This window comes from Chitinophaga sp. RCC_12 (assembly GCF_041360695.1).
GTDB lineage: Bacteria > Bacteroidota > Bacteroidia > Chitinophagales > Chitinophagaceae > Chitinophaga.
Map to the genome: position 1 here is coordinate 981,922 of NZ_JBFUPS010000002.1, position 13,032 is coordinate 994,953.

The following is a 13,032-nucleotide window of genomic DNA, read 5'->3' on the forward strand; positions in this document are numbered from 1 at the left end:
TTACATCCCTGTTTTTGGTGCGATCGTTACATTTACTTCAAGTTCTTTTGGCGACAGGAAAGCAATTTTCTGATAGGTAGTCATCCGTACCTGCCTGTTTTGCTGGTAGTGCAGATCCTGCCGGAATTCATACACCATGTTACTGGTATAGGAGTGAATATTTACCTGTTGTATATTGCCATGTTTATCCAGTTCCAGGGTTATTTCCGACGGATTGGTTTGTTTTCCCTTGGATTTATAGATCAGCGATCTTCTTCCGGAAAACGGATCATACAAACCGGAGGTATCGTATTCGTCCCGGAGGGAGGGTTTATTCAGATCTGCATCTGTGAAGGGCTTTAACAGGTCGTGTACCGTGGCGCTGTCGCTGCCGGGGATGCTGACGGTGTCTGTTTTGCAGTTGAGCGTTACAGATTTATGTAGTATAAAGCCACCAGTGCGGATATGAGCATCCTCCTGGCTGAAATATTCCGGCAGTTTTATGAACTTATCGGGCGTATTATTTTTTGATGGTTTATTTGCCAGGTTACAGGCCATTAAGCCAATCATGGTAAACAAAGCTGTTGCTTGCCTGTATTTTTTCATGCTGCAAAATTAATACTTAAATGCGGGTCATAAAAAATGCGCCGTAAAAACGGCGCATCGATGCATGAGCAAATCTGTCGAGAGCACTAAAAATATGTAAATCAGCGTGTTGGGCTGATATTTTTCGTGGGTAACGCTTGTTAAACGGAGGTGATAAACTAAATGTTACAGGGGGGAATAAATAAATCGCCTTCGGCGATGCGGATTTTGTCTTGGCTCAGGATTACGCTGATTATACTGATTAGCTGGATTTTTACTTTTGGATTTTACAAAGGATTAAGGGAGATAGAAGCGGATATATTCGCTTTTATCTCCCTTAATTATTATTAATCAAAAAAATCCAAAAAAAATCCAAAAGTAAAAATCCAGCTAATCAGTATAATCAGCGTAATCCTGAGCCAAGACAAAATCCGCCTTATACCAGCAAATTGCCGGTCATTTCCTTCGGAATTTCCAGGCCCATGAAATGCAGGATGGTAGGGGCAATGTCGCCCAGTTTGCCGTCTTTTACCGGGCCTCTGAAATCCTTATTGATAATGAAGAAAGGGACCAGGTTCAGTGAGTGGGCGGTATTGGGTGAGCCGTCGGCGTTGATCATGAAGTCGGCGTTGCCGTGATCAGCGGTCAGGAAAACGGTGTAATCGCTTGCGAGCGCAGCTGTTACCACACGTTCCACGCAATGGTCTACTGTTTCAACGGCCTTAATTACGGCTTCAAATACGCCGGTATGGCCTACCATGTCGGCGTTGGCGAAATTGAGCACTACGAAGTCAGCGGTTTTGGCCTGCAGTTCCGGAACAATGAGGTCTGCCAGTTCATTGGCGCTCATTTCGGGTTTCAGGTCGTAGGTGGCAACTTTTGGAGAGGCCGCCATCAGCCTGCGTTCTCCTTCAAATTCTTTTTCCCGTCCGCCGGAGAAGAAGAAGGATACGTGCGGATATTTTTCGGTTTCAGCTATACGGATCTGTGTGCAGTGGTCTTTTGCCAGTACTTCACCCAGGGTCATGTTCAGATTATCGTTTTCGAAGATGACATGTACATTTTTATAGGTACGGTCATAATCTGTCATGGTGGTGTAGTAGATATCCAGCGGTTTCATACCGAAATCCGGGAAAGCTTCCTGGGTGAGCACCTGCGAAATTTCGCGGCAGCGGTCTGTCCGGAAGTTGAAGCAAAGCACGGCGTCGCCGTCCTGGATAGTAGCTATGGCTTTATGCTGATCATCGGTTACGATGATAGGCTTAATGAATTCGTCTGTAACACCTTCTGCATAGGATGCTTTCACGGCGGTAAGGAGATCCTGGGTTGGCGTGCCGACGCCGTTTACGAGGGCATCGTAGGCCAGCTTCACCCTTTCCCAGCGCTTATCGCGGTCCATTGCATAATAGCGTCCGGTAACGGTGGCGATTTTGCCGGTAGTTTTTTCCAGGTGGGCCGACAGGTCTTCGAGGAAACCCAATCCGCTTTTAGGATCGGTGTCGCGTCCGTCGGTGAATGCATGGATATATACTTTTTCAAGCCCGTGCGCCTGGGCGATGGTGGCGAGCGCTTTTAAGTGTTCAATATGAGAGTGAACGCCGCCGTCGCTTACCAAACCAATCAGGTGGAGGGCTTTATCATTATTTTTAGCATGTGCCAGGGTATCGAGCAGGATCTGGTTTTGGGCCATTTCGCCATCACGGATGGCTACGTTGATCCTCTGCAGTTCCTGGTATACGATTCTGCCGGCGCCAATGTTCAGGTGACCTACTTCAGAGTTGCCCATTTGCCCGTCGGGAAGACCAACCGCTTCCCCGCAGGTTACAAGGTGGCTATGCGGGTATTGCTTGTATAAACTGCTTACAAAAGGGGTTTTTGCGTGTGCAATGGCATCGGCTGTAGGAACTTTACCTTCGCCCCATCCGTCCATAATTACGAGAATGGCTCTTTTCTTTTCCATATCCTATCTGGTTATAGTTTAATATAAATTCACTCGAGAGGGTGAAAGTACTTATAAAGGGTTTAAATATTTTACAAAAATAAAGCTTCCATGAAAAATAAGTGCTGCTGGCCTCTTCCAATAGATTTGTTATTCTAATTATTCAAAATGAAACACATATTATCTTACTGTTATTGCTTACGGCTTAATAGCTACCACGATAATGTGATTTTGTTGATTTGCAGGGTGTTTGGCATAGTTTTCGCTTTTAATTTGAGTTGGAGAAAAACACATTTTTAATAAAAAAACTGACAATGAAGAAGCTATTGATGGTGCTGGGGATTATGTTGTTGGGGGGTGCTTTTACAACATTAAAATTATCAGCCAGGTCAATTGAAATCACTGTTGCCGGCCCGTTCGATGATGTGGTGGCAGCACTTAAGAAAGGAGATGTAAGCGGATTAGCCAGTTACCTCGACAATAACGTAGAGATCAATATATCCGGAAAATCAAATTCTTACAGTAAGGCACAGGCCGAAATAATTTTGAAAGATTTCTTTTCAAAAAACCAGGTTAAGTCATTTGAACTGGTGCATCAGGGCGGGGATAATTCCCGTTTTGGCATCGGGAATATGACCACCGGTGGCGGTAACTACAGGGTTTCTTTTTTCCTGCAGAAGAAGGGTGGGACAATGGTGTTGAACGAACTTAGATTTGAGAGTAAATAAAGATGCTAACATAAATTAGTTGAAAAACCACGGTGCCCCGCAATTTATTGCGGGGCACTTTTTATTTTTGACCTATCTTTCGCGCTCAGAAGCAAAGCGCCAATCTTTGCGTGAACACCAGATAATACAATCAATTATGTTAGATGAAGCAGCGCTGAATGCGTTTATCAGAAGTGCACTGGCAGAAGATATGGGAAGCGGAGACCACTCCACGATGGCTTGCATTCCCCCCACCGCCAAAGGGAAAGCGGTGTTGAAGATTAAGGAAGACGGTATCCTGGCCGGAATGGAAGTGGCGGAAGCCATTTTTAAATGGCTGGATATGTTTACGGTTTTTACGCCCCATAAAAAAGATGGCGACTCCATGAAGGCCGGCGAAACGGCCTTTGAAGTGGAAGCTGCCGTACATACCCTGCTGATGGGTGAAAGATTGGTGCTGAACTGCATGCAACGCATGAGCGGCATCGCTACATTAACGCACCGGTACGTGGAAAAACTGAAAGGGTACCATACCCGTGTGCTCGATACCCGCAAAACTACTCCCAACTTCAGGATGCTGGAAAAAGAAGCGGTTCGCATTGGTGGCGGCGTTAACCACAGGATGGGATTGTATGATATGGTGATGCTGAAAGATAATCACATCGATTTTTCCGGTGGCATCACTGCCGCCGTTACCAATACCATTGCATACCTGAAAGAACATAATCTTCCGCTCGAAATTGAAGTGGAAACACGCAACCTACGGGATGTGGAAGAAGTGCTGGCAATAGGCCAGGTGAACAGGATTATGCTTGACAACTTTACTCCTGCAGATATTGTTAAAGCACTTGCGCTGATTAACGGGCGTTTTGAAACAGAAGCCTCCGGTGGGATTACGTTAGATACCCTTGAAGAATACGCCAAAACGGGAGTAGACTTTATCTCTGTAGGCGCAATTATACATCACGCGGTGAGTCTGGACCTGAGCCTGAAGGCGATTATATTATAAAACAGTTTTTTTGAAGAAGATTCTATTTATCATCAACCGCAAAGCGGGTACTGACCGTGAAAAACGATTGGAAAGCGCTATCAGCCGGCACTTCCCCTCTGATCAGTATGAAGTGAGCACTGCTTACCTGGCCTATCTTGGCCATGGGGCAGACCTGGCCAGGGAGGCTGTTAGTAACGGTGTAAATACCGTGGTGGCCGTAGGTGGCGATGGCTCTATCAATGAAATAGCTCAAGGCCTTGTAGGAAGCAATACCGCAATGGCCATCCTGCCGTTAGGCAGTGGCAACGGCCTGGCGCGCGCGCTGAAAATTCCGCTGGATGTGAATAAGGCGTTAAGTCTTGTTGTTACTAATAAACAACGCGCCATCGATGTGGGTTATGCGAATGAACACCTGTTTCTCAGCAATGCCGGCGTAGGTTTTGATGCGCTTATTGCAGAACAGTTCCGGCATAATACCAAACGTGGTTTATCCGGCTACGCAAAACTGGTATTGAAAAGTTTTAACAGCTATGAACCGGCAGAATACAGGATCGATATAGATGGCGAAGTGTTGCAAACAAAAGCATTCCTTTTAACAGTAGCCAATGGCAATCAGTTTGGCTATGAATTTAAACTGGCTCCCAAAGCCAGTGTTTTTGATGGACAACTCGATCTTTGCGTAATGCCGCCGGTAGGCATTCTGAGCCTGTTACCGGTAAGCGTTTTCTCCCTGATGGGTAACATTGATAAAACAAGATACCTGAAACATTACACCGGCAAAGATATCACCATCAGCAGCAGCGCATTGCAGTATTTGCAGGTAGACGGTGATGCAGTGCCTCTTACGGAAAACGGGGTGGTACGCATCCGTATTCAAACAGCGGCCATCAATATAGTGGTAAACGAATAACCTTTAAATATTTTAGAGAGATGTCGAAAAAGAAAAATACACCAGGCAATGGAATCGTGTATTCCACCGATCCAAACTTCTCATTGGAGCCGGAGCAGGAAGAAGCAGCAGTAACACTTGCACCTGCAGAACAAATCCTGAGAGTAACATTGGATAAAAAACAACGCGCCGGTAAAGTAGTTACCCTCATCACCGGTTTTGTTGGTAAAGACGAAGATATTGAGAAGCTCGGTAAAGAACTTAAAACGAAATGCGGCACCGGTGGCAGCGTGAAAGACGGCGAAATCCTGATCCAGGGCGACTACAAGGAGAAAGTTGTGAAATGGTTGCTGGATTGGGGATATAAGCGTACTAAGTAATGCAGCGCGGATGTTGTCTTTCTCAGGATTACGCTGATTTTACTGATTAGTTTGATTTTTACTTTTGGATTTATAAAGGATTAAGGGAGATAGAAGCGGATATTTCGCTTTTATCTCCCTTAATTACTATTATTAAATCTAAAAATCCAAAAAAATCCAAAAGTAAAAATCAGTAAAATCAGCGTAATCCTGAGAAAGACAAAATCCGCGTCCTACCTGTTTACCAGGCGCATTCCGCCTGGGGTATACCGCGTGCCGGCGATAGCGTTATCGCGTAAGATGCTATCGATGGCTGCCAGGTCATCTGAGGATAAATTCACTTCTGCTGCTGCGGCGTTCTCCTGCAGGTATTTTCTGCGTTTTGTTCCCGGAATAGGCACGATATCTTCGCCTTGTGCCAGCAGCCATCCCAGCGATAACTGGGCAGCGGTGATACCTTTTTCTTTGGCAAAAGCTTCCAATGCGTTTACGGTTTGTAAGTTCTGCTCAAAATTTTCTCCCTGGAACCGGGGCAGGTTTTTGCGGAAATCACCGTCTTTCAAAACATCGGTGTTGTTGATGGCGCCGGTGGAAAGGCCTCTTCCCAGCGGGCTGTAGGCTACCAGGGTGATGCCAAGGTTGCGGGTAGTGGCCAAAATGCCATCTTCCACATCGCGGGTAAACAAGGAGTATTCTGATTGCAGCGCAGCAATGGGATGAACCGCGTAGGCTCTTTTAATAGACTCCACACCAGCTTCTGATAATCCGAGATAGCGCACCTTGCCTTCTTTTACCAGTTGAGCCATGGCGCCTACTGTTTCTTCTACAGGGATATTTTCATCTATCCGGTGGGTGTAATAAAGATCAATCATATCTACCTTCAGTCTTTTCAAACTATCTTCCACTGCCTGTTTCATATACTTCGGGGAACCATCGAAATAGTTGGTGCCATCGTCATTGAATCTGAATCCGAATTTGGTAGCGAGGAAAACTTTATCTCTTTTAGTAGCGAGAATTTTTGACAGCAGGATCTCGTTGGCGCCCTGACCATACATATCTGCGGTATCCCAGAAGTTAATGCCCAGATCGAGTGCCAGCTCCAGCGTAGCCAGTGATTCTGTTTCATTAAAATCCTGTGCATTGCCATATGCAAATGACATGCCCATGCAACCCAGTCCTATTGCGGAAATTGATTCGCCTGTTTTACCTAGTTTTCTGTACTGCATTGTTAAAATTTTTAGTGATACAAATTTACATGCAGGTACAGGTTCCGGAATTGTAAGAAGCAAAGTATTAATTGCAAAAATCAAAGCATCACTGCGCCCGGTAGAGATGTGGAGAAACGCCGCTATGATTTTTAAAGAAATGCGTAAAGTTACCAGGATCTTCAAATCCCAGGCACCAGGCAATTTCAGCAATCTGCCAGTCGGTATGCATGAGCAACAGGCGTGCTTCCAGCAGCATTCTTTGCCGGATATGTTCGCTCACGGTACGACCGGTAGCCTGTTTCACACACGCATTTAAATGATTGGGATGCGTATTTAATACCTGTGCAAATTCCTTGGCAGTTTTCAGCGACAACTGGTTATGAGTAAATTCAATCGGGAACTGTTTTTCCAGCTTGTCTGTAAAGCGGTGTGCAAGCGCCTGTGCGGCTGTTAGCTGCCGTTTGGGTTCGTTTACCTGGGCAGACAGGCGTTTCCCTTCCAGCATCAGCAATTTCAGGTAAATAAGAATCGCTTCCTGTTTAAAGGCGGCATTCTCCCGGTATTCCTTTACCAGTTGTCTGAAAATGGACTCGAGATAATCGACCTGTTCATTTGTTAAAGTGAATACCGCTTTTGCGCCCATCTGTAAAAGCGGATGTTGCAACAGGTTTTCCTGGTGATTGGGCTGTGCTTCAAACAACAGGTCGGTGAACAGGCAGTTATAACCCTCCTGCTCTTCCGAGGTGGGCTGCCATGTTTTTAATTCGTATGGATTAATAAAAAGTAAAGCAGGACTATCAATCTCGTAACGGCTATCACCGAGGGTGAAAATGCCGGAACCTTTGGTAAAGAAACTGATCTTATAATAGTCCCGTCTGCTGGCTCTCACTTCATCCACGCAAGGGCAATCAGATCTTTCATGTACTGTAAAACTACCATTTAACGGCGCTTTGGGAGTTACCTCCTTTTGCGTGTATAACAGCAGATCGTCGTTGAAGTCATTGAAGGTCCTGAGTGTAATGGAGTTGTTTTTACTTGAAGGCATACACCAAATTTAAACAATTCTATGTTAAAATCTTTCACTACTTCTTGCGGGTATGTTAACTTTTACCGGTTTGAAATCCATGTAAAGCCTTACTGGTAGAGGCTTGTTTTTATAAATGAAACATTGTTGCAATTTCATTTTTGATTAATCAGAAAAAATTTCACAATTTGTTAACGCCTTTATCAACCAAAATCTTGTTATCATCAAGCCCTGATGATCGCTATGTAGAGCAGCCTGCCACATATGCCACTGAACAAGAAATTTTAAAATCTATAACGGAAATACATTGCAACATCAGCAGGTATTTCCGTTTTTTTAATGGTTAAAAATTTTTTGTCACCGCATATGATACATCCCACTGCCGGACAACCAGGGTATCGCCCCACTTCTTTATGGTTGTTATTATTTTTCGTTATTATAAAGATGGTTTTTCAGTATGCAGTGTTGAGCCCGTATTACGAGCTTCACCGGGACGAATACCTTCACCTGGATATGGCCAATCATCTGGCAGCAGGATATTTATCGGTGCCGCCGCTTACTGCCTTTAATTCTTTACTGATACAATGGTTGGGAAATAATTTTTTTTGGGTGAAATTTTTTCCTGCGTTGTATGGCGCGCTCAGGATGGTGCTGGTGTGGAAAATCGTGGCAAGGCTGGGTGGCGGCTGGTTTGCGCAGGTATTGGCGGCGCTTGCATTTTTATGTTCAGGTTTGTCCCGCATGAACATATTGTATCAGCCCAATTCTTTTGATATCCTGGCGTGGACGGCCTTATTCTGGTGCCTGATGCAGTTTCTGCAAACGCAGGAGAACAAATGGTTGTTGTGGATGGGCGTGGTTACGGGTGTGGGCGTGCTTAACAAGTACAATATTATTTTCCTGGTGCTTGGAATGGTGGTGGCGCTGCTGCTGTCCGCACACCGGAAAGTGTTCAGGAATAAATACCTGTATGCAGGAATGGGAATTGCCGTGGTGATCATCTCCCCGAACATCATCTGGCAGTTGCAGCATGGCATACCGGTGTTGCATCATATGAAGGAATTAAGTGAAAGCCAGCTGGTACATGTAAGCCGGGTTTCTTTTCTGGGAGATCAGTTGAAGTTCTTTGTGGGTGGTGCTTTTATTGTGGTGGCGGCGGTTATAGGGTTAATTATTTCGCCGTCGTTCCGGTCTTACCGGGTGATAATCGGCATTTACGCGTTAACCATGTTATTGTTTACCTATTTCCGTGCAAAAAGTTATTATTCGGTTGGTTTATACCCCGTGTTACTGGCTTTCGGGAGTGTTTACTGGGAGCGGATTTTCACGCACGACTGGACGCGTTACCTGCGTTTGCTCTGGGTGGCCCTGATTGTAGTGCCTTTTGGGTTGCTGGTGAACGTTATTTTCCCGGTGATGAAGCCTGTTGAGATCCGTGAAAAGGCGGGCAAGTTCCGGGCGCTGGGCTTATTGCGCTGGGAAGACGGGGAGGATCACACCCTTCCCCAGGACTTTGCGGATATGCTTGGCTGGAGGGAACTGGCGGATATGTCGTGGCAAACGTGGCAGCAGGTGCCGGACGCGGATAAGCGTTACACCTTGCTGATCTGCGACAACTACGGCGAGGCCGGTGCTTTGAATTACTATAACAAGGGCAGGAATATTCCATTGGCCAATGCAATGGATGCGGATTACGTTTTCTGGTTCCATGAAATGGACACCATCCGTTACATTGTTAAGATCGGTAAGAAGCCGGAAGGCGCCTATATGAAAATGATAGGCCGGTTGCAGCAAACCGGTGTAATGAAAGATACCTTGTCCAGGGAATACTTATGGGGCGCCGGCGCCTGGCTGCTATCGGACCTTTCGCCGGAATTGCCGGCAGCGCTGAAGCGGGCTTTGCGTGAAGAGCAAAACGTTTACTCCCGGAAGTAACCGGTTACCGGGTAATAATAAACTCCACTTCGCCAAAGCCCAGTTGTAATATTTCGCCGTTTTTCTCCAGGCAGAGATGGCCGTCGGGCAATACCTCGCGGATGATGCCTTCAAAAATTTCCCCGTCTTTCCGGTATAACCCGGATTGTTGCCAGCGGAACAACCGGGAGGTGTATTCAGCAAGCAGCGTTTCATAATTGGCGGGTTGCAGTTGACGGATCCTTTTATCGAGGAAATTGCAGAGTTCTTTTGCCAGGGTTTCCGCCTCGCGGGACTTGCCGGTAATTTGCCGGAGGGAAACGGCATTGGGCAGATCGGGCGGGAAGGAAGCCTGGTTAATGTTGAGCCCGATCCCAATAATGGCATATTGCCATATATTTCCACGCAATACATTCTCAATCAGGATGCCTCCTGCCTTTCTGTCACGCCAGTAAATATCGTTTGGCCATTTGATGATTGTTTCGTCGCCGGCATAGGAAGTGAAGAAATCGGTGGTTCCGAGGGCGACTGCCACACTGAGCATAAACTGCCTTGAAAGCGGTAACATAGCCGGTTGGAGAGCAATTGTGAGGGCGCTGATATCTCCGGGTTGGGCGAGCCATTGTTTCCCGCGGGTTCCTTTTCCGGCTGTTTGGTTGCTGGTAAACCAGGCTGTGCCTGATGTCACCTGGCCGGAATTTACCTGCTCCATGGCATAGTTATTGGTGCTGTCTATTTCGTCTAATATATAAAACGGGTGTCCTATCACATGAATCTTTTTTAGTCTGTATCCGGCCCGAAAAGTAATTCATTTTATTATTTAATTAACATTTTCAGGCCCCCCGCGGCGGATATTAAACATCTTATATTACTGCTTGTTTAGTAACTTTGACAATTAAAGATTATTTTTAACAAAAACGAGATTTATTGGCACCCTTAACCGTTCTGAGCACGAGAAAGAAGGCGCAGCAACGCCTGACCAGAGAAAGTGAAATTTTTACCACCATCATAAAGGCCATACAGGATAAGAAGGGGGAAAATATCGTGTCCCTGGATCTACGCCAGATTCCTGAAGCCGTGGCCGATTTCTTTATAATATGTGAAGCCAATTCCGGCACCCAGGTGAAAGCCATTGCTGATTATGTGTCAGAGGAGGTGGAGAAGCATACTTCAGAGGAACCGTACAAACACGAAGGATTTAGTTCTCAAAACTGGGTTCTGGTTGATTATGTGAATGTAGTAGTTCACATTTTCCAGCCTGAAAACAGGAAGTTCTATAATCTGGAAGAAATGTGGAGCGACGCGGACAGGATGGACCACGCAGAAAGCTAAACAAAACAGTTGTTTTAGAATTTAATTATTCATATTATTCTGATTGCAATAAACATCCGTAAAGGAGCGTAAGATTATGGAAAAAGGAGGCAATAACTTCAACAAGGGTTCGGAGAAATCACCTAAGAAAGGACCGAAGTTCAATATATACTGGGTATATGCCTTTATTGGCGTGGCCCTGCTCGCAATGAACTTTTTTGATTTAAGATCCCCAACCAAAGAAATCAGTTTCCAGGAATTTCAGGTGGACTACCTGAAACCAGGAGATGTTGATAAGCTGGTTGTCGTAAATAAAAAATATGTAGAGGTCTACATAAAACATGACCATCTGAAAGAGGCCAAGTTTAAAGACGTTAACAAAAGTAAATTTGGTGGAGAGAACCCCGGTCCTCACTTCCGTTTTTCAATTGGTAGCGAAGAAAGTTTCAAAAAGGATATAGATAAAGCACAGGAAGGTGTTCCGGTAGAAAATCAGGTAAAGATCTCTTATGATGAGCGTCAGAGCTGGTTTGAACCTATCTTCCAGTTGCTGTTACCAATTATCCTGATCATCGGTTTGTGGATATTGCTGATGCGTAAGATGGGCGGTCCTGCCGGTGGCAGTGGTGGTCCGGGCGGCATTTTCAATATTGGTAAATCGAAAGCTACGTTGTTCGACAAAGGTACCCGTGTGAATATTACCTTCAACGATGTAGCCGGTTTGGATGAAGCGAAGGTGGAAGTAATGGAAATTGTGGATTTCCTGAAGAATCCTAAAAAATATACTGCCCTGGGAGGTAAAATCCCCAAAGGCGCCCTGCTGGTAGGCCCTCCGGGTACCGGTAAAACCCTCCTGGCAAAGGCAATGGCAGGCGAGGCTCAGGTGCCTTTCTTCTCCATGTCCGGTTCCGACTTTGTGGAATTGTTTGTGGGAGTAGGTGCCAGCCGTGTACGTGACCTGTTTAAGCAAGCCCGTGAAAAAGCGCCATGTATCATCTTTATCGATGAAATTGATGCTATCGGTCGTGCCAGAGGCAAGAATGTAATGATGAGTAACGACGAACGTGAAAACACCCTGAACCAGTTACTGGTAGAAATGGATGGTTTCGGAACAGACAGTGGTATCATTATCCTGGCTGCTACCAACCGCCCTGATGTACTGGACAGCGCTTTACTGCGCCCGGGCCGTTTCGATCGTCAGATCTCTATCGATAAGCCGGATCTGGCTGGAAGAGAAACTATTTTTGAAGTGCACTTAAAGCCTATCAAAACTTCTCCCAACCTGGACGTGAAAAAATTGGCTTCCATGACGCCAGGCTTCGCCGGTGCGGATATCGCCAACGTGTGTAACGAGGCGGCACTGATTGCTGCGCGTAAAGGCAAAACACAGGTGGAAATGGACGACTTCAATGACGCGATTGATCGTGTAATTGGTGGTCTGGAAAAGAAAAACAAAATCATCTCTCCGGAAGAAAAAGAAGTAATTGCTTACCATGAAGCAGGTCACGCTATTTGTGGCTGGCACCTGGAACATGCTAACCCGCTGGTGAAAGTAACCATCGTTCCCCGTGGTGTAGCTGCGCTTGGTTATGCACAATATCTTCCGAAGGAACAATATCTGTACAACACCGAACAGTTGCTCGATGATATCTGCATGACCCTCGGTGGCCGTGCGGTAGAGGAACTGGTTTTTGGTAAAATTTCTACCGGCGCACAAAACGACCTGCAGGTAATTACCCGTATGGCGTATGCAATGGTAACCGTGTATGGTATGAACGATAAAGTTGGTAACGTATCTTTCTACGATCCAAACAGTGATCAGTCATTCACCAAACCTTACTCAGAAGAAACATCCAAGATGATTGATGATGAAGTAAGAAAACTGATTGCCACCGCTTATATCAGAACCAAAGACCTGCTCACATCCAAAATGGATCAGGTAAAGGCACTGGCAGAAGAACTGCTGAAAAAAGAAGTTTTATACCAGGCCGACCTGGAAAGATTGATCGGTAAACGTCCTTACGATACCCACAAAGAACACCAGCTGGGTAAAGAAGGCGCTCCTACTGAAGGAGTGCATCCGTCAGATATCATCAATCCTTCTCCATCACCAGCTAATGCGTAAA

The 13,032-nt window shown here is 45.7% G+C and carries 12 protein-coding genes; 7 read left to right on the forward strand and 5 right to left on the reverse strand.

Annotated elements, in window-relative coordinates; all coding sequences use genetic code 11:
• Together AB6805_RS09360 and gpmI are read right to left on the reverse strand one after the other, a co-directional pair.
• A complete protein-coding gene (locus AB6805_RS09360; RefSeq protein ID WP_370909164.1) occupies positions 1-585 on the reverse strand; it encodes a hypothetical protein in 585 nt (194 codons plus the stop codon).
• A gap of 415 nt (positions 586-1,000) precedes the next feature.
• The gene (gene gpmI, locus AB6805_RS09365; protein ID WP_370909165.1) at positions 1,001-2,524 is read right to left on the reverse strand and encodes a 2,3-bisphosphoglycerate-independent phosphoglycerate mutase; all 1,524 of its coding nucleotides are present in this window, start codon (positions 2,522-2,524) and stop codon (positions 1,001-1,003) included.
• Positions 2,525-2,817: 293 nt separating this feature from the next.
• Between gpmI and AB6805_RS09370 the strand changes: the two genes are divergently transcribed.
• From AB6805_RS09370 to AB6805_RS09385, 4 genes are all read left to right on the forward strand, one after another.
• Positions 2,818-3,231 (forward strand): DUF4783 domain-containing protein, encoded by a 414-nt coding sequence (locus AB6805_RS09370; protein WP_370909166.1) that lies wholly within the window; start codon positions 2,818-2,820, stop codon positions 3,229-3,231.
• Positions 3,232-3,367: 136 nt separating this feature from the next.
• Positions 3,368-4,219, forward strand: coding sequence for a carboxylating nicotinate-nucleotide diphosphorylase (gene nadC / locus AB6805_RS09375; RefSeq protein WP_370909167.1), 852 nt, complete (start codon positions 3,368-3,370; stop codon positions 4,217-4,219).
• A 10-nt stretch (positions 4,220-4,229) separates the two neighbouring features.
• Positions 4,230-5,111 (forward strand): diacylglycerol kinase family protein, encoded by an 882-nt coding sequence (locus tag AB6805_RS09380; protein WP_370909168.1) that lies wholly within the window; start codon positions 4,230-4,232, stop codon positions 5,109-5,111.
• Positions 5,112-5,131: 20 nt separating this feature from the next.
• The gene (locus AB6805_RS09385) at positions 5,132-5,470 is read left to right on the forward strand and encodes a translation initiation factor (protein WP_370909169.1); all 339 of its coding nucleotides are present in this window, start codon (positions 5,132-5,134) and stop codon (positions 5,468-5,470) included.
• 212 nt (positions 5,471-5,682) lie between these two features.
• On the opposite strand, the gene AB6805_RS09390 is transcribed toward AB6805_RS09385, so the two are convergent.
• On the reverse strand, positions 5,683-6,675 hold the full coding sequence (locus AB6805_RS09390; RefSeq protein ID WP_370909170.1) for an aldo/keto reductase: 993 nt from the start codon (positions 6,673-6,675) through the stop codon (positions 5,683-5,685).
• 88 nt (positions 6,676-6,763) lie between these two features.
• The gene (locus AB6805_RS09395) at positions 6,764-7,702 is read right to left on the reverse strand and encodes an AraC family transcriptional regulator (RefSeq protein ID WP_370909171.1); all 939 of its coding nucleotides are present in this window, start codon (positions 7,700-7,702) and stop codon (positions 6,764-6,766) included.
• Positions 7,703-8,047: 345 nt separating this feature from the next.
• On the opposite strand from AB6805_RS09395, the gene AB6805_RS09400 reads away from it, so the two are divergent.
• Positions 8,048-9,616, forward strand: a complete 1,569-nt coding sequence (locus AB6805_RS09400; protein ID WP_370909172.1) for a glycosyltransferase family 39 protein — start codon at positions 8,048-8,050, stop codon at positions 9,614-9,616.
• Between the two features lie 4 nt (positions 9,617-9,620).
• Here AB6805_RS09400 and AB6805_RS09405 read toward each other — a convergent pair whose 3' ends face one another.
• The gene (locus tag AB6805_RS09405) at positions 9,621-10,364 is read right to left on the reverse strand and encodes a biotin--[acetyl-CoA-carboxylase] ligase (RefSeq protein WP_370909173.1); all 744 of its coding nucleotides are present in this window, start codon (positions 10,362-10,364) and stop codon (positions 9,621-9,623) included.
• A gap of 158 nt (positions 10,365-10,522) precedes the next feature.
• Here AB6805_RS09405 and rsfS point away from each other — a divergent pair, with 158 nt between their 5' ends.
• Together rsfS and ftsH are read left to right on the forward strand one after the other, a co-directional pair.
• Positions 10,523-10,927, forward strand: a complete 405-nt coding sequence (rsfS, locus tag AB6805_RS09410; RefSeq protein ID WP_370909174.1) for a ribosome silencing factor — start codon at positions 10,523-10,525, stop codon at positions 10,925-10,927.
• Positions 10,928-11,003: 76 nt separating this feature from the next.
• Positions 11,004-13,031, forward strand: coding sequence for an ATP-dependent zinc metalloprotease FtsH (gene ftsH, locus AB6805_RS09415; RefSeq protein ID WP_370909175.1), 2,028 nt, complete (start codon positions 11,004-11,006; stop codon positions 13,029-13,031).
• Position 13,032: the final 1 nt, after the last annotated feature.